Origin of the sequence: Natronosalvus rutilus, from assembly GCF_024204665.1 — an archaeon.
Taxonomy (GTDB): Archaea; Halobacteriota; Halobacteria; order Halobacteriales; family Natrialbaceae; genus Natronosalvus; species Natronosalvus rutilus.
Window position 1 is genome coordinate 2,506,034 of the sequence record NZ_CP100355.1, and the last position, 24,066, is coordinate 2,530,099.

A 24,066-nucleotide genomic window follows, 5' to 3' on the forward strand; every position below is an offset into this window, starting at 1 on the left:
CGTCGCAGCGTATCACCGGCCATGGTTGATGTTCTTGCAGACGAAATCGCCCGGTTCGTCCGGGCGACCGGCCCGGAACCGGACGAGACGCTCGTCGAGATGGACGAGTACGCGGCCGCCGAGGGCTTCCCCCACGTCGGTCCCGAAGTCGGCGGCTTCCTCCGCCTGATCGCTCGACTCGCCGACGCCGAGCGCATCTTCGAGTTCGGCTCCGGCTACGGCTACTCCGCGTACTGGTTCGCCGAGGCGCTCCCCGACGACGGCGAAATCGTCCTCACCGAGGTCGACGCAGACGAACTCGAGCTGGCGAAGTCCTACCTCGAGCGCGGCGGCTACGACGGCCTCGCCAGCTACGAACTCGGCGACGCGCTCGAGACGATCGAGGACTACGACGGACCGTTCGACGTCGCGTTGATCGACCACCAGAAACACCGCTACGCCGAGGCGTTCGAGGCCATCAGGCCGAAGCTCTCCATCGGTGGCGTGATCGTCGCGGACAACGCGATGCGAGCGGGGATCATTCAGTTCGAGAAACTCCTCGAGGTCGTCGAGGGTGGCGATCCGGACGACGTCAATGAACACACTCAGGGCATTGCGACCTACCTCGAGACGGTTCGTGACGATCCGGACTTCGAAACCGTGGTGCTTCCGCTGGGGGAGGGAATCGCGGTGAGCTATCGGGTTCGATAGCCGTGGCAGGCGGCGACGGCGGCGTCTCGAGTGTCGACTCCTGTATGGAGCAAGACACAGATTCGCGGGGGATTCGATGCGAATCGGCCTGAACCAGTACTATCGAATGTGCACCAATAAACTATTGTTTTTATAGTATAACCAATCGTCGACCAGCGGATCGGCACGGAGCGTCCCCATCTGTCGCTCGGGATCACTTCTCGAGATGGGGCGAAAAACGTCGGCGTTAGTAGTCGCAGTCCTGGTCGACGACGGATTCCTCGGCCGGAATCGCGTCAGTGCCGGCGTTGTACTCCTGGAAGGCGAGGAACGTCGTCGTCGAGGCGGCGCCCACGAGCGTCGCCCACGTGAGTGCGGTGAATCCGGCGACGACGCCGTCGGTGGGCGCCGGAAGGGCCGCGCCGGTCGTCTCGAGCCCCGGCAGGTGGAGGCCGGCGATGGCGATGAACGCGAGCCAGAGCCCGATCGAGAGGCGCGCCAGCGTCGGTCTGGAAACGCGTCGTGCGTAGCACGCGACGCCGTAGACGCCCACGACGGCGAGGGCGGCGCCCAGCGTCGTCTCGAGCGTCGTGGGTTCCAGAGAAGCGGTTCCTGCAGTTACCAGTCCCGAGACGCCGAAGGCGCCGAGGGACAGGGCGAGTAGGGGTCGAACCGAGTGTGTACGGAGGTCGCTCACGTCGTGCACCGGTCGTTGGTGGGTGCAGAACACGGTGGGGTATATACCTGTTGGCTATCCCAGTGACGCGGGAACGAATCACACAGCCGCGTCCGATTCGATTCGCCAGGACAGGACGACGCCCCCGTCGAGCCGTTCGACGGCCTCGAGTTCGAGTTCCGGAAAGTCCGCGACGTAGCCCTCGCCGTCTGCCACCGTCGGGGCGTCTCTTCCGCCGATGAGTCGCGGACCGACGAACACCCGCAACTCGTCGACCAGGTCGGCTTCGACCAGCGAGAAGATGAGTTCGCCGCCGCCCTCGACCATGATGGACTCGAGACCGGCCGACTCGAGGGCGGCGAATGCTTCGCGGAGGTCGACGCGGCCCGTTCCCGCGGGTACGACCGTCGCGCGCTCGGCGAGGGCATCGACGTTCTCGGTGGGTGCGTCCTCGGTCACGCAGACGTAGGTCTCGGCGGCGTCGTCGAGTACGGCCGAGTCGGTCGGCGTTCGCCCACGGGAGTCGACGACCACGCGGGCGGGCGACGGCGACTTACCAGCGTCGAGCCGTCGCTGCCGCCGTTCGTCGTCCTTGACGGTCAGGTGCGGGTCGTCGGCCAGCACCGTCCCGACGCCGACCACGACGGCGTCGCTCGCCGCCCGGAGCGCGTCCATCCGGTCGAAGTCCGCCTCGCCGCTGATGCGGACCTGTTCCCGTCGCCTCGAGGAGAGTTTCCCGTCGGCGCTCATCGCGGCGTTGACGACGACGTGCATACGCTCTCTCCGGAGCGGTGGGTAAAGAAAGCACCGCGAGGCCCATCAAACGTCGAGGATCGATCATCGGTCCGAAGAACGCGATGGAGTGCCGTGGCGCTCAGTGCCCGACGCCGAGGGGACGCTTGCAGTTCCGACAGAGGAATAGATCGCGGTTTCCGTAGAGGGTTAGTCCGTCCTCGTCCGGTTTCAGTTCGGTGACCTCGTGGCCCGCTTCCAGGTGTTCTCGTGAGCGAATCGTGTTCCCGCATTCCGGACAGGTCAGGGTATCGGCCATGCTCGTTCAACGGGCTCGAGCGGTAAAGCGTTCACCGCAGCGAGGACCGTGACGAATAGCTCTGTTGAAACCCGTCGTGCCTGACAGTAGTTGACGTTAACAACGTGTGGTGCGAATTAGTCGGTGGCAGTTTGAGTCATCGTCACGTTCTCGAATTCGAACCGAGCCCCACCAGTATCGCTCTTCGTCACCGAACACGTCCAACCGTACACGTCTGCTAACTCTTTGACGAACGTCAACCCCAATCCCATCCCGGCTTCCGTGCTTGCCGTCGTATATCCCTCGTTGAAAATCTCATCGCGGTCGGCTGGAGGGATTCCGACCCCATCGTCGGCAACGAAAAACCCGGTGGGAAGGTCACCGACTGTGATTGTAACGTCCGCCCCGCCATGTTTGACCGCATTCTCAAACAGATTCCGAAAGAGATGGCGGAGATACGTGCTATCAGCTTCTATCATCTGGTTTGCCGCCGTCTCCATTCTCGCTTCGGGGGCGTCCACCTCGTTCCACGTTTCCTGTGCCGTTTCCAGTACTGAGACTGGCGTTGGTTCAGACAGCGCGTCGCTCCCCCGCGTGATAACCAACATGGCGTCGATAATGTCTTCGATGCGGTCGAACGCTTCGGTGATGTACTCCTTCACCTCTGGTTTCGTTTCTGTCGGGAGTTGTCGACTGTAGATCTGGCCGATGCTAACGGGGTTCCGGAGTTCGTGGGCCAACATTCCCGCGAACCTGTCCAGTCGTTCGTTCTGTTCGGTGAGTTGCTGTTCGCGTTCGTTACGCTCGGTTACGTCGCGTACAACGCCGACTCGCTCATAGTCGCCATCGTCCCGAATGATGGCAAATGAGGCTTCCGCCCGAACGGTTTCCCCGTCTGCGGTGTGAACGTCTGCCTCGAACTTGAGCGTCTCCTCCTCTTGCTCCTCATCAACGACCATCTGTTCTTGATAGTCGTACGCCGTTTCGACCGTCTCTTCGTCCACGACGAGCGAGCCATGGCTGCCGAGCAGTTCCTCGCGGTCGTAGCCGACCATCTCGCAGTAGGCGCTGTTGACCAGTGTGAAGTAGCCGTCTTCGTCCACGAGATAGATGCCATCGTTGACGGTCTCGACGATCGTTTCGTAGCGTTTGAGGTCGCGGTTCGCCCGTTCGAGTTTGCGGTTTGCCTGTTCGAGTTCACGCTGGCGGTCTTCAGCGTCTAACGCACGGGTTTTGGCCCGTGCATCCTTATACCCTAGTCCAAGCCCAGCAATGCTGGCGAGCGCCGGGAGCACGACGAAGCCAGCAATGAGGTCGTTGACGCCCCCCGTCAATGCGCTAAACAGAACGATACTGAGCATGGCGCCGATGCCCCGGACACACCAACTGGCGATGTCTGCGTAGAGGTCGGGGCGGAGGTCGGTTCGTGGGAGACGATAGGCACCAGATATGAGAACAATCCCACTTGCACCAAGTAGCACGCAATTGGTGAAGAGTTCGTCGAACGATCGGATGCCACCAACAGTGATGAGTGCGCATCCGATAGCACCTGCGAGGTAGACACCTCCGAGACTGAAGATGAAACGCTGGCCTCCGATGTAGGTGATTCCCCGTGAGAAATACCCCATTGAGCGCTGTATTGTATCAGGGTGTTATGAGGATTTGGATTCGTCGTCGGTCAATCTACGCTCTGTATCGGGCACAGTCGATGCAATCCTATCAGCGAAGATAAATTATAACAAATACAGGCAAATCGAGAGCGGCGGAAACGCTAGGGGGACACGGCGGTTCGACCCGCCCAGTTACGATCCCCGGGCCCTCGTTGGCGACGTTCACTTTCACTCCGTTGCGGGAACGTTTTTTACCCTCCCGTTCGAAGGGAAGTCGATGGATATCGATACCCATGCCGAGGATCTCGCCTCCGATCTCGGTGTTGACAAAGAGGAGGTCAAAGCAGACCTGCAGAACCTACTCGAGTACAGCGTCCCGCTCGAGGAGGCCACCCAGAGCCTCCGTCGAAAGTACGGCGACGGCTCGAGTGGCGGCTCGAGCGGCACGCCTTCGGCCAGAGACGTCGGGGATATCACGCCCGACGACGGCTCCGTGACGGTCACCGGGGTCGTCCTGAGCGCGGGCGAACGGTCGATCCGTTACCAGGGCTCGGACCACGTCATCGTCGAGGGCGAGCTCGCCGACGAAACCGGTGTGATCGACTTCACCGCCTGGGAGGACTTCGGCCTCTCGCCGGGCGACACGATCACCGCGGGCAACGCCGGCGTCCGCGAGTGGGACGGCGAACCCGAACTCAACCTCGGGGAGAGCACCTCGCTGTCGTTCCTCGAGGAGCCCCTGGAAATCCCCTACGAGGTCGGCGGCGACGCCAATCTCGCCGACCTTCGGACGGGCGACCGCGCGAAGACGATCGAGGTCGCCGTCCTCGAGTGCGAGGAGCGCACGATCAACGGTCGAGACGGCGAAACCGAGATCCTCAGCGGGGTCTTCGGTGACGAGAGTGGCCGACTACCGTTCACGAACTGGGACCCGGTTCCAGAAATCGAGGAGGGCGCCTCGATTCGCATCGAGAACGCCTACATCCGCGAGTTCCGCGGCGTGCCCGAAGTGAACGTCTCGGAATTCTCGACGGTGACGGCGCTCGAGACGGACGTCGACGTCGGTTCCGACGCACCCAGACTCCCCATCGGAGAGGCCGTCGCGACCGGAGGCGTCTACGACGTGGAACTCGTCGGGAACCTGCTGGCCGTCCGCGACGGCTCCGGGCTGATCCAGCGCTGTCCCGAGTGCAATCGCGTGGTCCAGAAGGGGCAGTGTCGGACCCACGGCAACGTCGACGGCGTCGACGACCTCCGGGTGAAGGCGATCCTGGACGACGGCACCGGCGCCGTGACGGTGGTCCTGGACGACGAACTCACCGAAGAGGTTTACGGCGGCGACCTCGAGGACGCGAAGGACGAGGCCCGCGAGGCGATGGACCAGGAGGCCGTCGCGGACACCATCCGGGAGAACGTCGTCGGCACGGAGTACCGCGTTCGCGGTCACCTCTCGGTCGACGAGTACGGTGCGAACCTGGACGCCAGCACATTCGAGGAGAGCGACGACGACCCGGTCGAGCGGGCGAAAACGCTACTCGACGGTCGTGACCGCGGGACGGAGGTGGACGCATGAGTTCGAATTCGGACGAGGAGGTGCCGGGACGCGAGGTCGCCTACCGGGTCTTCGCAGCGGAATTCGACGACGCCGACTACTCCCACGCCGAGAGCGACGAGGAGCGGGCGCCGAACTACGTCATCACCCCGACCGGAGCGCGACTCAACCGGATGTTCGTCGTCGGGGCGCTCACGGAGGTCACGGCGGTCAACGACGAGATGCTCCGCGCACGCGTCGTCGATCCGACCGGGGCGTTCGTCGTCTACGCCGGTCAGTACCAGCCCGACGAACTCGCCTTCCTCGAGCGGATCGACCCGCCGGCGTTCGTGGCCGTCACGGGCAAGGCACGCACGTTCCAGCCCGACGATTCGGACGTCGTCTACACGTCGATTCGCCCCGAGAGCATCGCCACGGTCGACCCCGAGACGCGGGAGCGCTGGGTGGTGTCGGCAGCCGAACAGACCCTCGAGCGCGTCGGCACCTACGCGGCGGCAGCCGACCTCGAGGCCTCGGGTGACGCGCTCGAGACGGCCCTGCGCGAGGCGGGCGTCGAACGCGGCCTCGCCGCCGGCATCCCGCTCGCCCAGGACCACTACGGGACCACGCCCGCCTACCTCGAGGGCGTTCGCGACCTCGCGCTCGATGCAGCAGCAGTCGTGGCCGGCGACAGAGACGAGGTGCGCGGATTGAACCGACAGCCGAGCGATTCGCAACCGAGTGCGCCGAGTTTCGCCGCGCTGGCGAGCGCCGAGTCCGTCGACCTTGACGTGGACGTGGACGTGGACGTAGACGTCGACGGCGACAGCGACCTCGAGGATGCCGCTGCTCGGGATGAGAGCGAACCCGAGGCGCCGGCGGCAGCCGAAACCACAGACTCCGCGGTGACGACCGACACCGGGACCGAATCCGCCGGCCTCGAGGCCGACGACCCCAGCGGAGACGACGAACTGGGTGACTTCGACGCCGGAGAATCGGATTCGACCGCCGACGAACTCGGCGATTTCGACGCCGGCGTCGAGGCCGATACCGAGGACGAGGTTGCCACCGCCGAGGAATCGGGTTCGACGGCCGACGATGGATCCGTTGACGATGAGTCCGTCGACGAGGAATCCGTCGACATCGGCCAGAACGGGGACCTCGAGGAAGACGAACTCGAAGATGCCTCCGGCATGTACGAGATGGACGACGAGGAGCGCGAGCAACTCGAGGCCGAGTTCGGGACCGAGTTTTCGACGGGAGCAGACGTCGACGAGCCGGGTGAGGCAGATATCGACGTGCCAGCGGGCGATGAGTCGGTCGAGGACGTCGAAGACGACGAAGTGGAACCCGAAGTCGACGAAGAAGAGAGTGCCGAGGAGGCCGAGGAAATCGGCGACGACGAAGAAGGCGACGGGATCGACGAATCAGATGGAGAAGAGGAATCCGAGGAAGCCAACGACAGCGACGACGATGAGGAGGAGACCGACCTCGAGGACGTAGACCTTCAGGACCTCGTCGTCGAGACGATGACGGACCTCGACGACGGCGAGGGTGCGGATCGCTCGGCCGTGATCGACACCGTCAGCGACGAGACCGGCGCCGACGAGGACGACGTCGAGGAGGCCATCGACGACGCCCTGATGGGCGGGCAGTGTTACGAGCCCGGTGACGGCAAACTGAAGGCAATCTGAGCCGATGGTCCGCCTCGAGCCCGTACCCGACGAACCGGCGGCCGTCGCGGAGCTGGACGACGAGCGCGCGCTCGTGGTCGCGGACTACCACGCCGGCTACGAGGTCGGGTTGCGCTACGAGCGCGGCGTCGACGTCCCCAGTCGAGCGGCCGAGCGTCGAACCCGACTATGCTCGCTGCTCGAGCGAACCGCCGCGAATCGGCTGATCGTCCTCGGCGACCTGATGCACGCCATCGGCGACCCAGGCGGCGCGGAGCGAGGCGAACTCGAGGTGCTGTTCGAGTCGCTTCCCGACGGCGTCTCGGTGACGCTGGTCCGGGGCAACCACGACGGAGCCATCGAGGGGTGGCTGGGGGCGGGGTACGACGAACCTGGCGGCCTCGAGAACCACGACGGCGACGACAGCGGCTCCGTCGAGGGCAAACTGGGCGGTACACCCCTTCGGATCACGGACGGCACCGGCGTCCGTATCGATGGTCTCGGCTGCTGTCACGGTCACACCTGGCCCGACCGATCGGTGCTCGAGGCCGACATCGTCTGCCTCGGCCACGAACACCCCACCGTCCGACTCGAGGACGACGTCGGCGGCGCCCGCGTCGAGCGCGTCTGGCTTCGCGGACGCCTCGACCCCGCTCCGTTTCGTGGACGCGACGGCGAGGCCTACGACGGACTGCCGTGGCTCGAGGGCGACGCAGACCCGCCCGAGGTCGTGGTCGTGCCGGCGTTCAACGACCTGGCGGGCGGGACGTGGACCAACCGCGAGAACCAGTCGTTTCTCGCACCGTTTTTGCCGAAGGCCCTCGCCTCGACGGAGTCGTACCTGCTCGACGGCACTCGACTCGGGCCCTACCAGCGCGTGTGAAAACTGTCAATCGTCGACCGCGAACTCAGGCCTCGCTCTCCTCACTCTCGAGCGCCCGCTGTACCCGCTCGAGGACGGTCGGATTGTCGCTAGGCCGGCCGACGCTGACCGCGTCGGCGCCGTAGGCGAGGTATTCGTGAACCGTCGACTCGTCGCGGACACCGTTGTTGGCGATTACGTACAGATCGCAGGCGTCGGTGACATCCGCGATGACGGATTCGGAGTCCATCGCGTCGACGTGGACGAACGACGCGCCGGCGGCCTCGAGCGAGCGACACAGCGTCGGCAGGTCGACGCCCGGGACCTCGGCGCGGACCTTGACGCCGACGGTCGCGCCGTCGTCGGCGGCGGTGGCGACGTACTCGCCGAGTCGGTCCGCATCTCGCAGGAGCGTTTGACCACAGCCGACCGTACAGAGTTCGGGCTGGCGGCAGTGAGCGTTAATCTCGAGCAACGCGTCTCGCTCCCGGCAGACGCGAGCGACGGGAGGGATGGCGTCGGCGCTCGCGCTCCTGACGTTGATTCCGGCCTGGATTGGCTCGTCCTCGAGGGTGGCGAGTTGATCGTCGACGAATGCGACCGGGTCGTCGGGCAGGAATTCGGTCCGGTCGCGGGCGACGAGTTCGCGGGCGGCCTCGCGGGACGGGGCGTCGAGCGCGATACCGCCGAGGAACGCACAGCCGGCCCACTCGGCGGCTGCGAGCGCCCACTCGGCGTCAGATTGTCCCGAGAGACTGGCCAGTGCGAGTGGCGGGGAGAGCGATGAGGAGAGCGGGTGCGATGACATCGGTCAGGCGAGGATCGAGAGCGCCTCGTCGATGGCCTGGATCACGCGGCCGGCGTCCTCCGGTGAGTCGATCCGGATGTCGGTCTGAATCGTCGGCCGGTCGAACTCGGTCGGGTCATCCCTGTCGATGACGAACGCGTCGGCGAAGGGGTACGCCGTCGCCAGGCCAGCCGTGTTCGGCGTCGCGCCGACGGCCTCCATCAGGTCGGCCGCCGGACCCGAGAACGCCTCGTCACCCAGGAACGGCGAGACGGCGACGACGGGCGTCTCCATCAGCGCCCTCGCGACGCCGGGCAGCGCGAGCATCGGTCCGATGCTCGTCACCGGGTTAGACGGCCCGATCACGACGACGTCGGAGAGCGCCTCGAGCACCCCCGGCGCCGGTTCGGCGGTCGACGAGCCGCGGAACTCGACGTTCGTGATCGTCGGTTCCCCGCGATGGGCGACCCAGTACTCCTGGAAGTGCATCAGGCCGTCCTCGGTGTGGATCAGGCTCGCGACGGCGTCGTCGCTCATCGGCAGGACGTCGATCGTCAGCCCGAATCCGTCGGCGAGGACGTTGGTGGCCTCCGAGAGCGTGTGCCCCTGGTCGAGGAGGCTGGTCCGCGTGAGGTGAACTGCTCGGTCGCGGTCGCCGATCGTCATGAACTCTGCGATGCCCGAGAACCGACGCCACCGGGCGATGTCGCGACCCTCGGTCTGTCTCGAGGTCTCGAGATACTGCGGACCGTCGGGGAGGTCGGCCGCCGCGGCGATGTCGGAAAGTGCGGAGTGCGTGCGATGCGTGTCGCCCCTGATCCCCCACCAACGTTCGCGGTCGAGGACGCCGCCGCCTTGGAAGAGAAGCGTATCGACGTCGGGAGAGACGAAGAGACCGCCGAGTTCGATGTCGTCGCCGGTGTTGGCGACGACGGTAATCTCGTCCGGCGAGAACGCCGCTCCGGCCCCGTCTAACAGCTTCGGCGTGCCGGTACCCCCGGAGAGGAACGTAACCATACGCGTCAGTTTCCGCTGGGGGGCTTAAGCAGTTGCGGCCAGATCGTGGTGGCTAATTGTAGCAGCTCGTTCTCAACAGCTCGAATCCGGCCGGGTTAGTGGATCACGTCCAGTCCGCGAAACTCCCTTCGAACAGCGTCTCAGCCTGCTGTTCGACGTACTGACGTTGCATCACCTCGAGGGCGCCCGCGAGCGATTCCCCCGAGGCGACCTCGTCGGCCACTAGCTCGTGTTTCCAGCGGGCAGGGGTCAGTCCCTGGCGGACGCGGCGACGAAGCGGGTGGAGGTACGCTGCAACCTCCTCGTCGGTCAGGCCGCGACTCGAGAGGCCGTCTTCGGCGTGTGCGAAGAGGTCTGCGTAGACGGCTTCCGTGTCGCTCGTCGTTTGCCCGTCGTTCGTGATCCACTCGAGGTCGGCCGCCAGTCCATCGCGCATCGCGGCGTAGAAGTTCTCGCGGGCGATCTCCCAGTCGAGTTCGCGAACGGGATGCTCGAGGTGAGTGAGACTCTCCAGGAGCCCCGCGTAGGCCGCGAGGAATGCGACGGAGTCCCGGACGGTCGGCTGGGCCGGAATCGGGCGAAACTCGATGCGGGCGTTCGCCGCCGACCGACTCGAGCCGTCGAAGACCGGGCGCACCCACCGCCAGTAGGTGCCGTGCTTGCGCCGGAAGTGGGCGAACTGGTCGTCGAACCGGTCGCCGTCGCCGACCGGCATCGGCACGAGGGTGTCGTCGGTGGCGATTCGCTCGACAGCCTCCTCGACGCTCTCGAGGTCGTGCGGGAAGCGGACTTTACCGGCCCCGGCCGAGGGATCGTTCAGGACGGTCTCGAAGATACTGATCCGGTGTTCCATCCAGGCATCGCGAAGGACGTCCTCAGCGGACGCGCCCTCGTCGTAGAGATCCGCCGGGAGGAACGGCGAGTTGACCCCCAGTGCGAGCAGCGGGCCGGCGATCCTGACGGCGTAGTTGAAGTACGTCGGCAGGTCGGGGGCGTGGGGAACCTGATAGTGGGGCTGGATCGAGGTGATGAGGCTCTCCGGCATCGCGGTCTCGGCGGCGAGCGAGACGTGCGGGCAGTCGAGGACCATCCCGGCGGCCTCGGCACGGTCGGTGTTGGCCATCGCGTGATACCGAGCGGCGTCGCTCATGTTCGTTGCGAGCGTGACGGTGCGCGAGTTGGTGCCCGCTTCCTCGCTGTCGCCTGAGGAATCGCCGACCTCGAGCGTCCGTTCGATCGTGTCCGTCAGGTACTCGCGAGCCAATTCGCCCGCCGGCGGCAGGGTCCAGAGGCCGTCGCTGACCAGGCGCATCCCCTCCGCGTTCGCAACGTTCTCGGCCGCGCGAAGGCGGGCGAGAATCTCTGATTCCTGGGCGCGAAGCCCGTCGGCGTTGAGCGGCTGCGGACTCGTCGTCATTTCCGCGTTGTGGAGGCCGAGTTCCTTCTCGAAGCCCATCAACTCGAGGAGACGCCGGGGAACGCGCTTGAGCGCGGCCGTTTCGGCGTCGATGGCGTAGAATTCGTACTCGAAGCCGACGATCGCCTGTGGGTTGTCGAACGCGCCCGACTCGATTCCCTCGACGATGACGTCGGCTTCCTCGATCGCGCGGTCGCGAAACGACTCGGCATCGACGGCGAGTACCTCCTCGAGACGCGACGCGAGTTCCTCGGCTCCCATACCACCGGGTCTGCTTTCCAGTGGGTTAAATGCAGTTATCCCTCGAGCGGACACTGTACTCGAGTTTTCGCCCCGGACCGTAGACTGGCAGCCTGCATTCCCGAGCGACTGGCTGGTGGGGAGCGATTCCACCGGGAGACGGTGGCGGGACGCTGGATGCGGGTCGCAAGTCGTGGTTGCTGGTTGCAGGCCATCGGTCACAGGTCGTGGTTGTGTCTCGCAGTTTGCTCATGGGCGAACATCTCGAGAGCGCGCACCCACGCGCCGGTCGTGAGCGAGCCGTATCGAGGCAGGCCACCAAAACACTATTCAGAACCGGACCATCACCGAATGTGAGAGGTGGTCGAGTTTCGTTGTATTCTTGTCAGATGAACGAATACCCCACCGGGCGGTCTACGAGTCGTTTGAACCAGGAACTCGCTCCTCGAGGAGGACGCACACCGACAGCCAGAAGTAGTGACTGAAATATAACATCTAATCCATCCTAAACGTTAATAGGCCAGATTTTGTATTATTACCAGCTTGCAGATGCCATCCAGTGACCCCCCATACGAGAAATTAATCGAAAATGCACCTATCGGCATCTTCCGGGTTCCAGTCGACGACATGGACCTCGAAGCGTCCGAGGTCGACCTGGAGAATCAGTACGCCAATCGGCGGCTCGCCAGAATGCTTTCTTTCGATTCAGTCGAACAGCTTCGCTCGGAGATTTCGTCCATCGAATACGCGGATCCACAGGACGCCGAGCGATTCGAAGAACAGCTCAAGCGAACGGGTCGCGTGGACGCGTTCGAAACGCAACTTCTCGGCAACAACGGCGAGACGATAGACGTGCTCGTCTCTGGAACCGTCGACGACGGGGAGTTCATCGCCTACGTCACCGACATTTCCGAACGGAAACGACTCGAGCGGAAGACGGCCGAACAGGCCGAAGCGATTCTCGAACAGTCGACGCCGATCGTCGAGATCTGGGATTGCATCACGCTCGCAACCGTGGTCGGAACGCTGGATACGTCCCGCGCACAGCGGCTCACCGAAGAGTTGCTCACCGAACTCACGGAGAACGGAGCGGAGATCGCGCTGATCGACATCACCGGCGTTCCGAACGTCGACACAGCGACGGCACAGCACCTCACCGATACGGTGAACGCCGTGTCGCTGCTGGGGAGCGAGGTCATCATCACCGGAATCAATCCCGACATCGCCCAGACGCTGGTCCAGCTCGGGATCACGATGGACGACATCCGAACCAGGTCCACGTTGAGCGAGGGGCTGGAACTCGGATTGCACCTCACCCAGAACATCGACATCGTGACGAATGCGTCCCAATCCCAGTAACATGACCCACACAGATCGCGTCACCGTTATCCAGGTGCGAGGAACGCTGATTGCGACCCTCCCCCCACACCCGTCGGACAGTACGATCGACGACCTCCAGGAGCGCATTCTCGAGCGGATCAATCAGACGAACCTCGAACGCATCGAGGGAGTCGTGCTCGACGTCTCCGACGTGCAAACGGTCGACTCGTTCTTCGCCCGCGTGATCGTCGAGACGGCGAAGATGGTCGAACTGATGGGCGTTCGACCGATTCTCGTCGGCATCGGCCCTGCCATCGCCATCACGGTGACCGAACTCGGATTCGACCTCGGTGGTGTGCAGACGGCCAGGAGTATCGATGCGGCGCTAGATGCCCTCGGGATAGATTCGGGGTGAGTCACATGGTGAGCGAAGAAGGGGTCCTCGAGATCGCCTCCGAATCGGACATCGTCACCGCCCGGACCACGATTCGTAACGTCGTTTCGAACGTCGGTTTCGGGCTGACGGACACCACCCGGATCGTGACCGCGGTCTCCGAACTCGCCCGGAACATCTATCTCTACGCCGAGGTCGGGACGATGCGCTGGCGCGTCCGCTCGGAGGGGAGTCGGCGCGTCGTCGAAATCGTCTTCGACGACGATGGACCGGGAATTTCGGACGTCGATCGCGCCCTCGAGGAGGGGTACTCGACGTCGAGCGGAATGGGCCACGGCCTCTCCGGGGCCCAGAAGATGATGGACGAGTTCGAGATCGACACGAGTGCCGAAACGGGGACGACCGTCACCATTCGCAAGTACGTGCCACAAGTGGTCGCCAATGACGGGTGACGACGAGACGTCGATCACGATTTCCAAACAGGCCGACGTCATCCTCGCCGGCCGCCGGGCGAAGCCGATCCTGGCAGCGTTCGAACTCGACGAGTCGACCGTCGAAGAGGTCGTCCTCGTGATCCACGAACTGGCCTCGAACATCGTCAAACACGCCGGGGAAGGGACGATCACGCTCGTGCCCACGTCGTCGGACGACCATCGCGGTCTCGAGATTCACGCCGAGGACTCGGGGCCGGGAATCGGCGACGTCGATCGAGCGATCACCGACGGCTATTCGACGGCGGGGAGCCTGGGGTCCGGCCTCGGGGCGGTCGATCGGCTCATGGACGAATTCGAAGTCGTTCCTCGCCCCGACTCACACGCGGGCACGCATATCGTCGCCAAACGCGAATTTCGGACTCGAGCGCGTTCACAGAAGCCGTTTCCGCTCACGTTCGGAGCGGCGACGCGCCCCCGGACGCGCGGCGATCCGAACGGCGACGCGTTCGTCATCAAGCGGTGGGGAGACAGCGCCCTCGTCGGCGTCATCGACGGACTGGGGCACGGACGGGATGCTCACACCGCCGCGGCGGCGGCGAAACGGTACGTCACGAGCCACTTCGATCAGTCGCTCACCGCGATCTTTCGAGGCGTCGAACGGGTGTGTACCAGGACGCGCGGCGTCGTCATGGCGCTCGCTCGCTTCGACTGGTCCCAGGAGACGATTTCCTACGCCAGCGTCGGCAACATCTCGCACAAGGTCGATGCCCCGGTGCCGTTCCAGTTCGTGACGCGACGGGGAGTGCTCGGGAACGACGCGCCGGAACCGTTGATCAAGGAAAACGAGTGGGACCCCGAGTACGCCCTGGCGCTGTATTCTGACGGCGTACGGTCACTCTGGAAGTGGGACGAATTCGTCCACCTCGTGGACGAACCGAGTTCGACGCTCGCACACCGGCTCCTGGCAGAGCTAGCGGACGAGAACGACGACGCGACCGTACTGGTGGTTACGAGGGGATCGCGATGAGCGGCCAGGACGGTGACGAACAGACCTCTGACCGGGATATGATCCAGGCACTGCAGGCGGAGCTCAGGGAGACGAACGAGGGGCTTCTCGCGCTCACCCTCGAACGCGAGGAACACGAACGGACGCTGACGGCGCTCCACGAATCGAGCCGGGAACTGCTCCACGCCGAGACCGCCGAGGACGTGAGCGACCTGATCCTCGAGACGACGAACGAGGTCCTCGGCCTTCCCGGCGTGGGGGTGTACTTCGCCAATGAGGACGGAACCCGGCTCTCGCCGGCCGCGACGACCGAGTACGTCGAGAATAGGTTCGGATCCCTGTCGTCCGTGAGCCCCGACGACTCGGTCGCGTGGCGGTCGTTCGCCGAGCAAGAGACCATCGTGATGGACGACGGTATGACCGGTCGCGACGAGGGTCTCGAGGCGGCGTTCCCCAGCGGAATCTGGCTCCCGCTCAGCACCCATGGCGTCCTGGTCGCCGTCTCCGACGGGATCGGGGTGTTCGACGCGGACAAACGCCAGCTCGCCGGACTGCTCGCAGCCACCGCCGAAGCAGCCCTCGACCGGGTCGAACAGGAGAAACGGCGACGCCGGCGGGAAGCGCAGCTCGAGGGACTCGTCGAGGCGACAGGGGAGTTGCTCGGAGCGGAGACGGTACGAGAGGTCTGTGATACCGTGGTCGAGACGGCCGAATCGGCGCTCAGTCTTCCGATTACGATGGTCGCGGTCTACGATAGCGAGACGGGGACGCTCAGACCACGCGCACAGACGGCGATGGCCGAAACGATCGTCGACGCGGAGCAGATGTTCGACCCGCAGGCCGAACTGGCGTGGCAGGCGTTCGCCGAGAAACGAGTGACGGTTCACGACGAGATGGCGGTCGCCCCCGGGGCCGACGCCGACGGTGACACCTACGGCGTTGCGATCCTCCCGCTCGGGAGACACGGCGTGCTCGTCATCGGCTCGAGAACGACCGACGACGTACACGACGAGCGACTGTCGCTCGCCCGGATACTGGCCGCGAGCACGGAACCGTCGCTGGCTCGGCTCCTGGCGACGAACGCCGAGTCCTCGCTCGATCGGGCCGAACGGGAATGCCAGCTCATCGAACGTGACGAACGCCTGCACGAACAGAACGAGCGGCTCACGCGACTGAACCAGATCAACGACGTCATCCGTCACATCGATCAGGCGCTGGTGGCGGCGGATTCGCGAACGGCGATCGAACAGGCCGTCTGCACCCAGTTGACGACCGCCGGACCGTACACCTTCGCCTGGATCGGCGAGTACGACGCGGTGCACGACGCGGTGGCTCCCCAGGAGTGGGGCGGCGCCAACGACGGGTACCTCGATACGATCGACCCGCGAGAAAAAGCCGACTCGAGCGAACGAGGACCGACAGAACGGGCGAACGAGACACAGGAACCACAGGTGGTCGAGGACCTGCTCGGCGAGCCGCCACTCCCCCGGTGGCGCCGGGAGGCGCTCAAGCGCGGCTATCGCGCCTGTATCGCGATCCCGCTCGTGTATCGCGAGATGCGCTACGGCGTGTTGACGGTGTATTCGGATCGGCTCGAGACGTTCGGGGATCTAGAGCGCACCGTCCTCGTCGAACTCGGCGAGACCATCGCCTACGCGATCAACGCCGTCGAGAGCAAGAAAGCGCTCGTGAGCGACGAGTTCGTCGAAGTGGAGATAGAGATTCGGGACGACGCAATCCCGTTCCTCTCGGTGACGGCCGAGGTCGGTTGCGCCGTCGAACTCGAGAGCGTGGTCGCCCGGTCCGATGGCGGGTACCGCGTCTTCTTCACCACTCACGGGACGCCGCTGGAGCCCGTCCTCGAGCACATGGAGCGGGCGTTCGCGGTGGACGACACGCGGTTCATTTCGGAGAACGACGAGGAGTGTCTCTTCGAGTGTACGGTCGACGAGTCGAGTTTCTTCGGAACGCTCCTCGGTCACGGCGCCGTCCCCCAGCGATTCAGGGCGGAAGGCGGCGAAGGAACGATCGCCGTCGCCCTCCCGGAGAGCGCGGACGTGCGGCTGTTCATCGACACGATCCAGGCGACGTACGACCACTCGGAGTTGCTGGCGCGACGCGAGCAACCTCGAGAGCGGGATCGACAGACGAAGAGCGGGTTCACGGCGGACATGGACGAGATACTGACCGACCGTCAGCGAGAGGTGCTCCGGACCGCCTACGAGAGCGGATTCTTCGAGTCGCCACGCGAACGCACCGGCAGCGAGATCAGCGACGCACTCGGCGTCTCACAGCCGACGTTCAACAATCACCTCCGCGCCGCCCAGCGAAAATTCTTCGAGCTCGTCTTCGAATCGGACTGAGACTCGAGCACCGGTTTTGCTATTCTAGCCACTGACATCGATTCACATGGCTTCGTGGCTAGCTACGCTCTCTTTTCCAGTAGAACAAGTACGTATAATTGAATATCATGACTGGAATAGCAAACGAACGCGACGCAGACGATGGGCGATCTACCGACTTCGAGCAAGCATCTGACACCGACACCAAATCCGAAACCGGCACCCACCGACCAGGGAGGCGGACGTTCGTGAAGGGTGCGGCCATTGCGGGTATCTCTGCGCTCGGTCTCTCTTCGACCGCCGCGGCCTCGGGCTCGTACACGAAGTACGACGGCGAGTACCGACACGTCGTCAACGTCGTCGAAGCCGGCGCCGACAACACCGGGAACCGATCGATCACCCCCGTTCTCAGGAACATTCGGAACGATAATACGCTGTTTTACTTCCCACCTGGGCGGTACTACATGGACGAACAGCTCCGGTTTACTGGCTTCGACAACGTCGCCTTCATCGGCGACGACGCGACGCTCGTGCCCGCGAACTACTACAACTTCGACGGCCCGCAGTACCGGCTCTTCCGTCTCGGCGTCGGCTACAGACCAGGACGCCGTCTTCGTTTCGAGGGATTCGACATCGACCAGACGGCCCCCGACACCGGGATTCGCGTCATCGAGGCCCACGTCTCCGATCGCCTCGAGGTGCGCGACATCAACATCAAAGGCCAGCACGACAGCGGGACGTGGGGACCAGGCCTGTTCAACGTCACTGATTCGAGCGGCTACGGCATCGTCGAGCGCTTCCGCGCCCCCCAGGGTGGCGAGTGGATCGACAACACCCCGACCGCCGGCGAACGCTGGCGCGGGCCGACCGGCATCCTGGCCAACCAGAACGCCGGCACCCTCGAGTTCAAACACTGTACGCTCGGTGCCTTCCCCGACAACGGTCTCTACGCCGCCGGCGGAAGCGGGAAAATCATCGTGAGTGGTGGCACCTACCGGAACAGTAACGGCGCGAACATCCGCGTCGGTGGCAACGGCAGCGAGATCAACTGGCCAAGCGTCAAAATCGACGACACCCGCCCGGAAGACGTGGCCCAGCGCGGAATCCGGATCGAGAACGGCAAGAACCTGCGTATCAAAGGGGCAGCCGTCGAAATCACCTCGCCGATGCCGACCAGCCACGCAATCTCGGCGATGCCCACCTGTGACAGCGCTCGAATCGAGCGCGTCCGCATTGACATGCAGGGCAACGACGTCAATCACGGCATCGTCGTCTCCCCCAACTGCGGGGAGGTCATCATCGTCGAGACGCAGATCAACCACGAAACCGCCGGCGGCTACCCGCTGTGGATCCGCAACACGAACGCGACCGACCGCGTGCTCGCCGAATACCTCACGATCACCGGCGAGGCAGGCGACGCCTCCGGATTCCGTGACGGCATCCGCGTCGAGCGAGACAACTGCCGGTTCAACGTGACCGAGGTCAACCAGTCCGCGCGCAGTGGCGCCACCCGAAACGCGATCACGTCGACCGCCGACGACCTGACGGTCTGGAAGAGTACCCTTCGCGCGAACCAGTACCCCATCGTCGAACTCGGTTCCGAGTCGCTCTACCTGGAAGTCGACGCCGAGTCGACCGGCGGTAAACACGCGGCCTGCCTGTACGATCAGAGTAGCAATATCTCTATCCGCAACAGTCGAATGGTCAATGGCGTGCGCGACCTCGGCTCCTCGAGCCTCGAGCTGTCGAACAACACGACCTACTGATCACGCTGGTGAGGGTCGTTGCGGTGCAGTAACTGGCGACCGAAGCGGCCATCTCTCCGTCGGTATCTTCGAATTGGGCGTCGCTGTGGTGTTTTCTGATTCCTGAGACCCACCGGGGAAACACTTTACCTCCTTTCTTTCCCACGTAGCCCATGGAGCAGTTCGAGAAGTACGTCTCCTCGGCGACGCTTCGCGAGGAAAACGAGTCGATCAAGCAGTATCAGAACACGGTCGGCCTGGCGTGTCCGGCCTGCGACCAACCGTTCGACGACATGGTCGTCTGCAAGGACGAACACACAAGCCTGAACCAGACCATCCCGCTCGACATCTGTACGGGCGTCGAGGACGGGAAGCCAGTGTTGTTTACCCACAAACCCTAGTGGCAGTCGACGCCTGGAAGGGGACTGACCGGTCACACCGGTGGCCGACGCCATCTCGAACCCCTTAAGCGACCGCCGTCGCCTACACCCACGACATGGACTTCGCCACGTTCGCCGACCACGCCGCCACCATCGAGGCCGAACCCGCGAATCTCGAGACCGTTGCGCACGTCCGGTCGCTCCTCGAGGCAGCTGGCCCGGACCTCGAGGTCGTCGCCCGCTTCGTTCAGGGACGGGTGTTCCCCGCCTGGGACGCCCGAAAGCTCGACATCGGCCCGCGGACGTGCTACGAGGCGATCGCTCGCGCGGCCGGGACGAACGTCGGCCCGGACGACGTCGAGACAGCCGTCGCCGAGGTCGGCGAGATCGGCGCCGTCGCCGCGAGCTACGAGTTCGGCGGCCAGCGGGGGCTGGGGGCGTTCGGCGGCGGTGGCGGCAGTGGCGGCGGCCAGGACGAACTCACCGTCGCGACGGTATCCGACACGCTCACGGAACTGGCCGAAACCGACGGCTCGGGCAGCCACGATGCGAAGGTGGACCTCCTGTTCTCGCTGTTCAACCGGTGTGCGACCGACGAGGCCCGCTACCTCGCTCGCCTTGTCCTCTCGGAGATGCGCATCGGCGTCGGCGAAGGGACCGTCCGCGACGCCACCGCGGAGGCGTTCGACGTCCCCGCCGACCGCGTCGAGCGCGCGTTGCAGGTCTCGAACGATTACGGCCACGTCACTGTCGTCGCGCGAGATGAGGGGCTCGAGGGGCTGGACGCGCTCACCCTCGAGGTCGGGCGCCCGGTCCAGGCGATGCTCGCCCAGGCGGGGAGCGTGACCGACGCCCTCGAGGCCTGGGACGAGGCGGCCGTCGAGTGGAAGTACGACGGGGCGCGCGTCCAGTTGCACTACGCGCCTGATGGCGTCGAGACGACGGGTGCGTCCGACGGGAACTCGGGGGACGAACGACCGACAACGCGCGTCTTCTCGAGGAACATGGAGGACGTGACCGACGCGCTCCCGGAGGTCGTCGAGTTCGCCGAAGCGGCTCTCGAGGTGCCGACGATCCTGGACGGCGAGGTGGTCGCCGTCGACGACGACGGGGACCCGCTCCCGTTCCAGGAGGTGCTCCGGCGATTTCGACGGAAACACGACGTGGCGAAAGCGCGCGAGGACGTGGCCGTCCGGCCTGTCTTCTTTGACTGTCTCCACGCCGATGGCGAGGACCTGCTCGACGTCCCGCTCACGGATCGCCACGACCGACTCGAGGCAGTGCTCTCGTCCGAGGACGACCCCAAAACGGAGACGGGCGCGTCCGAAGCGCCCAATGACGCCGCTGAAACGGGAGCGACCGTGACGACAGGGGATGAGACGCCCGAGGGCCTCTCGCTCCTCTGGCTCACCGACGACCCCGACGAGATTGAATCGATCGACGCCGACGCGCTCGAGAGCGGTCACGAGGGGATCATGCTCAAGGACCCCGACTCGACGTACTCGCCAGGCCGGCGCGGCAAGCGCTGGCTGAAGCGGAAACCCGACGTCGAGACGCTCGACTGCGTCGTCACCGGCGCGGAGTGGGGTGAAGGCCGGCGTGGAACCTTCCTCGGCACGTTCCTGCTGTCCGTGCGGGCGACGGACACCTCCGGAGATGGCGCGTTCGAGACCATCGGCAAGGTCGCCACGGGGATCACCGACGAGACCCTCGCGGAGCTGACCGAGCGCCTCGAGCCGTACGTCCGCGCCGAGGACGGCAAGGACGTGGATCTCGAGCCCGCGGTCGTGTTCGAGGTGGGCTACGAGGAGATCCAGACCTCGCCGACGTACAGTTCGGGGTACGCGCTCCGATTCCCCCGGTTTCTCGGGATCAGGGAGGACAAAACGCCGTCCGAGGCGGACTCCCTCGAGCGCGTCGAACGGCTCCGGTCGCCGTGACCGAAGGGCGTCTGTGGCTGGTCACGAGGTGGTTTCGGCGGTCCTCATCGACTCGCCGTCGATCGTCACGGCGACGGCGTCGGGTTCGTCGTCCTCCTCGTCGGTGATTCGTATCGCAATAGAATGGACTACGGCATCGTCGACTGTCGGCTCGTCCGAATCGGAGGCGATAGAGACGTGAATACCGTCTTCGGTTCGTTCGATTTCCCGGACCTCGAGCCAGTGCTGGCTCGACCACGATCGTACCACGACGACCACGAGGTACGATCGGTCGAAATCGGTCTCCGCGACGAATTCCATGATTTCGTCCTCGGCCTCGCCCTCGCTCTCGTTTCCGTCCCCGTCCTCGCCTCGCATCCGCTCTCGAGCCGTCGACCGGTCCGTGAGGATCGTCTGGTACGAGTGTGGTCGCTCCCCAGACGGCTCGAGACCGTCGTCTACCAGGTGACTGCCGACGCGATGGTGCGTCTCGACCGTCATCCCATCAGGGAGGGTGGGGCTCTCTCTTGCCCCCAGACACCCCGCGACGCTGACCGACCCCATCGCGACCCCGGCGAGGAATCGGCGGCGGTTCATATCCCCCATTCTCGTCGGCCGCATATATGTATTCTTGGTGACGTCTACTCCACGGGTGGATACCCCGGTCGAACCGAGTTCGTTTTTACAGTACGGCCAGCGGACGTGTATCCAGTTTCCGGGTTTCCGCGACCAGATGTTTCGAACGACCTCAAACCGACATCCATTCTCGAGTGACACCGAACCGGCATCCATTTGACCGTTCGTCCACCGAAGACGAGGTATGAGCGAACGAGAGGACAGTCTCGACGCGGGGTCGACGGCGGATCGGGCCACAGTCGCCGCTCGAGCGGCCGAGGCCGGGTCCAAGGTCGCCCACGACTCGTTCCGGAAGGACATTCCGGTCGAGTTGAAGGGCGGGAAGACGGACGTGGTAACCCAGGCGGACCGGGACGCCCAGCGGACGGTCATCGAAGTGATCCGGGAGACCTACCCCGACGATCCGATCGTCGGCGAGGAGGACGACGAGCGAAAGACGGTCCCGCCGGAGGGGCCCGCCTGGATCATCGACCCCATCGACGGGACGAACAACTACGTCCGCGGGATTCGAATCTTCGGAACGGCCGTCGCCGCCGTCGTGGACGGCGAACCCGTCGGATCGGCGGTCGTCATGCCCGCGCTGGGCGATACGTACCGGGCGGGGCCGGACGGCGTCACCCGCAACGGCGAGCACATCTCGGTCAGCGACCGCGACGACCCCGAGACCTGCGCGGTCTGTCCGACCATCTGGTGGGACTTCGACGAGCGCGACCAGTACGCCGCCGCGACCAGGGAGATCGTCCAGCGCTTCGGCGACATGCGGCGGTACGGCTGCGCGCAGGCGGCCCTCTCGATGGTCGCCGCGGGCGCACTCGACGGCGTCATCACGAACCTCAGGGCGAATCCCTGGGATTCCGTCGCTGGGGTCCACCTGATCAGAACGGCCGGCGGAACGGTCACTGACATCGACGGCGAACCCTGGCGCTACGATTCTCGAGGTCTGGTCGCCTCCAACGGAGAAGACGAGGTCCACGACGAGGTACTCGCGGCGACGCGAGCCATCGAAACGTAGCAATTTCAATCGGCCTCGAGGGAGAGGTTCGCTACGGTTTGAGTAGCAGATGTGTTACCGTCTGAGAAATAGATTCGCTACCGCTCGACCGCCACGTCCACAGACGAGGGAAGTGAGACGGCGAGCGCGTTGCTGGTCAGGTTACCGGTCGCGCGGCGCAACCGCTCGGAGACGGCGTTCGTCGAGATGTCCAGCGCCTCCGCCAGGTCCTCGATCTGCGCCTCGCGCGGAACCTCGAAGTATCCCATTCGAAGCGCGGTCACGAGCGCCTCCCGCTGCTCGGGCGTCAGGTCGTACTCGCGTTCCTTCGGCGCAGAGCCAGGGTACATCCGCTGGAGTTCGAACGCGTAGCCCTGTTCGTGGAAGAACGTCTGGAACTCCTCGAGCGCCTCCCGGTCGACGAACTGAAGTTTGAGGTACCAGGTGCCGTTCGCGGCTTCCGCCTCCTGCATGACGCCGTGGCGGTCGACGATCTGGTCCACCAGGTGCTGAACGGGTTCGGCCCAGTCGACGTTGAAGTAGTGGACGTTCGAGTCCGAATCGAGCAGGGTGAGTTCGTTGACGGAAGGATCGTTTCGAAGCGTCGTCTCCAGGGTCTCGAGGTCGTCCTCGTCCGCGGCCACCCACAGAAACGGCATCACCCACTCCCTGCTGTGGGTCGCGAGGCGCTCGACCTCCACGGTCGCGTCTGGAAGGGTCTCGAGCGTGTGCTCAAGCGCGAACGCGTTCGCAGGAACGGTAAACTCGGTGATAACGCTCATACGATGAATCTCGAGTGGACAACCATAAACAGGCCGACATTGGTCGAGTTGCGGATGTACAAAGAATTTTGTCGACCTGATGTACATCAATAGTATGGACCTCGACGACACCGATCGGGCGATCCTCCGGATTCTACAGGAAAACGCCCGAACGCCGTTCAGCGAAATCGCCCGCCAGATCGACATGTCGAGCGCGACCGTGCACGACCGGGTCAATCGCTTAGAGGAAGCGGACGTCATCGAGGGCTACCACGCGCAGGTCGAGCCGAAATCGATCGGGCTCGGCATCTCCGCGCTCGTCGGTCTGCGGGTCGAACAGGGGCGGGAACAGGATACTCTCGACCGACTGACCGACATCGAGGGGGTCCAGGAGGTCCATCTCACGACTGGCGAATGGGACGTCATGATGCGCGTCTACGCTGCCGACGCGGACGCTCTGCGCGAGTTGATGTTCGACCAGATCGCACAGATGGACGGCTTTTCGCGTTCGCAGACCATGGTCATTCTCGGGACGACCTACGACAGCCAGGAACTACCAATCGCGCCGGACGGGAACTGACGTCGTCTCGGTCGCCGTTTGCTCACGCAGCGAAAAACCGCAAACG

23 protein-coding genes are annotated in these 24,066 nt (G+C 64.6%); 14 read left to right on the forward strand and 9 right to left on the reverse strand.

Going from position 1 to position 24,066, the window contains the following annotated elements; all coding sequences use genetic code 11:
* Window positions 1–21: 21 nt before the first annotated feature.
* The gene (locus tag NGM29_RS11950) at window positions 22–690 is read left to right on the forward strand and encodes an O-methyltransferase (RefSeq protein WP_254156450.1); all 669 of its coding nucleotides are present in this window, start codon (window positions 22–24) and stop codon (window positions 688–690) included.
* Window positions 691–916: 226 nt separating this feature from the next.
* Here the strand turns inward: NGM29_RS11950 and NGM29_RS11955 are convergent, their stop codons facing one another.
* The 4 genes from NGM29_RS11955 to NGM29_RS11970 form a co-directional block, all read right to left on the reverse strand.
* Complete coding sequence (locus NGM29_RS11955; protein WP_254156451.1) at window positions 917–1,366, reverse strand: hypothetical protein; 450 nt, start codon at window positions 1,364–1,366, stop codon at window positions 917–919.
* A 78-nt stretch (window positions 1,367–1,444) separates the two neighbouring features.
* Window positions 1,445–2,119 (reverse strand): 2,5-diamino-6-(ribosylamino)-4(3H)-pyrimidinone 5'-phosphate reductase, encoded by a 675-nt coding sequence (locus NGM29_RS11960; RefSeq protein ID WP_254156452.1) that lies wholly within the window; start codon window positions 2,117–2,119, stop codon window positions 1,445–1,447.
* 100 nt (window positions 2,120–2,219) lie between these two features.
* A complete protein-coding gene (locus NGM29_RS11965; protein WP_254156453.1) occupies window positions 2,220–2,396 on the reverse strand; it encodes a hypothetical protein in 177 nt (58 codons plus the stop codon).
* 116 nt (window positions 2,397–2,512) lie between these two features.
* A complete protein-coding gene (locus tag NGM29_RS11970; protein ID WP_254156454.1) occupies window positions 2,513–4,003 on the reverse strand; it encodes a PAS domain S-box protein in 1,491 nt (496 codons plus the stop codon).
* A 259-nt stretch (window positions 4,004–4,262) separates the two neighbouring features.
* Here NGM29_RS11970 and NGM29_RS11975 point away from each other — a divergent pair, with 259 nt between their 5' ends.
* The 3 genes from NGM29_RS11975 to NGM29_RS11985 are packed head-to-tail and all read left to right on the forward strand — an operon-like array spanning window position 4,263 to window position 8,072.
* On the forward strand, window positions 4,263–5,558 hold the full coding sequence (locus tag NGM29_RS11975) for a Single-stranded DNA binding protein (RefSeq protein WP_254156455.1): 1,296 nt from the start codon (window positions 4,263–4,265) through the stop codon (window positions 5,556–5,558).
* Entirely contained in the window at window positions 5,555–7,210 is a 1,656-nt protein-coding gene (locus NGM29_RS11980) for a hypothetical protein (RefSeq protein WP_254156457.1), read from the forward strand. The genes NGM29_RS11975 and NGM29_RS11980 overlap by 4 nt, the downstream gene beginning before the upstream one ends.
* 4 nt (window positions 7,211–7,214) lie before the next feature.
* The gene (locus NGM29_RS11985; protein ID WP_254156459.1) at window positions 7,215–8,072 is read left to right on the forward strand and encodes a metallophosphoesterase; all 858 of its coding nucleotides are present in this window, start codon (window positions 7,215–7,217) and stop codon (window positions 8,070–8,072) included.
* Between the two features lie 25 nt (window positions 8,073–8,097).
* Here NGM29_RS11985 and NGM29_RS11990 read toward each other — a convergent pair whose 3' ends face one another.
* The 3 genes from NGM29_RS11990 to NGM29_RS12000 form a co-directional block, all read right to left on the reverse strand.
* The gene (locus tag NGM29_RS11990) at window positions 8,098–8,859 is read right to left on the reverse strand and encodes a tRNA-dihydrouridine synthase (protein ID WP_254156461.1); all 762 of its coding nucleotides are present in this window, start codon (window positions 8,857–8,859) and stop codon (window positions 8,098–8,100) included.
* Window positions 8,860–8,862: 3 nt separating this feature from the next.
* On the reverse strand, window positions 8,863–9,855 hold the full coding sequence (gene cofD / locus NGM29_RS11995) for a 2-phospho-L-lactate transferase (RefSeq protein ID WP_254156463.1): 993 nt from the start codon (window positions 9,853–9,855) through the stop codon (window positions 8,863–8,865).
* Window positions 9,856–9,958: 103 nt separating this feature from the next.
* Window positions 9,959–11,533: a glutamate-cysteine ligase family protein gene (locus NGM29_RS12000; RefSeq protein WP_254156465.1), complete on the reverse strand. Its 1,575-nt coding sequence runs from the start codon at window positions 11,531–11,533 to the stop codon at window positions 9,959–9,961.
* Between the two features lie 606 nt (window positions 11,534–12,139).
* Here NGM29_RS12000 and NGM29_RS12005 point away from each other — a divergent pair.
* The 8 genes from NGM29_RS12005 to NGM29_RS12040 all read left to right on the forward strand — a co-directional run bounded on the left by NGM29_RS12005 (window position 12,140) and on the right by NGM29_RS12040 (window position 21,073).
* Window positions 12,140–12,871, forward strand: a complete 732-nt coding sequence (locus NGM29_RS12005) for an STAS domain-containing protein (RefSeq protein ID WP_254156467.1) — start codon at window positions 12,140–12,142, stop codon at window positions 12,869–12,871.
* A 1-nt stretch (window position 12,872) separates the two neighbouring features.
* Window positions 12,873–13,247, forward strand: coding sequence for an STAS domain-containing protein (locus tag NGM29_RS12010; protein WP_254156469.1), 375 nt, complete (start codon window positions 12,873–12,875; stop codon window positions 13,245–13,247).
* A 5-nt stretch (window positions 13,248–13,252) separates the two neighbouring features.
* Window positions 13,253–13,678, forward strand: a complete 426-nt coding sequence (locus tag NGM29_RS12015; RefSeq protein ID WP_254156470.1) for an anti-sigma regulatory factor — start codon at window positions 13,253–13,255, stop codon at window positions 13,676–13,678.
* Window positions 13,668–14,687, forward strand: coding sequence for an ATP-binding protein (locus NGM29_RS12020; protein WP_254156471.1), 1,020 nt, complete (start codon window positions 13,668–13,670; stop codon window positions 14,685–14,687). Before NGM29_RS12015 ends, NGM29_RS12020 begins: the two co-directional genes overlap by 11 nt.
* Window positions 14,684–17,029 carry a bacterio-opsin activator domain-containing protein gene (locus NGM29_RS12025; protein ID WP_254156472.1) on the forward strand — a complete coding sequence of 782 codons (2,346 nt, stop codon included), beginning with the start codon at window positions 14,684–14,686 and terminating at the stop codon, window positions 17,027–17,029. Before NGM29_RS12020 ends, NGM29_RS12025 begins: the two co-directional genes overlap by 4 nt.
* Window positions 17,030–17,136: 107 nt before the next feature.
* On the forward strand, window positions 17,137–18,774 hold the full coding sequence (locus tag NGM29_RS12030; protein WP_254156474.1) for a right-handed parallel beta-helix repeat-containing protein: 1,638 nt from the start codon (window positions 17,137–17,139) through the stop codon (window positions 18,772–18,774).
* A 152-nt stretch (window positions 18,775–18,926) separates the two neighbouring features.
* A complete protein-coding gene (locus NGM29_RS12035; RefSeq protein ID WP_253435531.1) occupies window positions 18,927–19,154 on the forward strand; it encodes a DUF7385 family protein in 228 nt (75 codons plus the stop codon).
* A 95-nt stretch (window positions 19,155–19,249) separates the two neighbouring features.
* Window positions 19,250–21,073 (forward strand): ATP-dependent DNA ligase, encoded by a 1,824-nt coding sequence (locus NGM29_RS12040; RefSeq protein WP_254156475.1) that lies wholly within the window; start codon window positions 19,250–19,252, stop codon window positions 21,071–21,073.
* Between the two features lie 21 nt (window positions 21,074–21,094).
* Here the strand turns inward: NGM29_RS12040 and NGM29_RS12045 are convergent, their stop codons facing one another.
* On the reverse strand, window positions 21,095–21,649 hold the full coding sequence (locus NGM29_RS12045) for a hypothetical protein (RefSeq protein ID WP_254156476.1): 555 nt from the start codon (window positions 21,647–21,649) through the stop codon (window positions 21,095–21,097).
* 223 nt (window positions 21,650–21,872) lie between these two features.
* On the opposite strand from NGM29_RS12045, the gene NGM29_RS12050 reads away from it, so the two are divergent.
* A complete protein-coding gene (locus NGM29_RS12050) occupies window positions 21,873–22,700 on the forward strand; it encodes an inositol monophosphatase family protein (protein WP_254156477.1) in 828 nt (275 codons plus the stop codon).
* Between the two features lie 77 nt (window positions 22,701–22,777).
* Here the strand turns inward: NGM29_RS12050 and NGM29_RS12055 are convergent, their stop codons facing one another.
* Window positions 22,778–23,461: a helix-turn-helix domain-containing protein gene (locus NGM29_RS12055; RefSeq protein WP_254156478.1), complete on the reverse strand. Its 684-nt coding sequence runs from the start codon at window positions 23,459–23,461 to the stop codon at window positions 22,778–22,780.
* Window positions 23,462–23,555: 94 nt separating this feature from the next.
* Here NGM29_RS12055 and NGM29_RS12060 point away from each other — a divergent pair, with 94 nt between their 5' ends.
* Entirely contained in the window at window positions 23,556–24,020 is a 465-nt protein-coding gene (locus NGM29_RS12060; protein ID WP_254156479.1) for an Lrp/AsnC family transcriptional regulator, read from the forward strand.
* The last annotated feature ends 46 nt before the right edge of the window (window positions 24,021–24,066 follow it).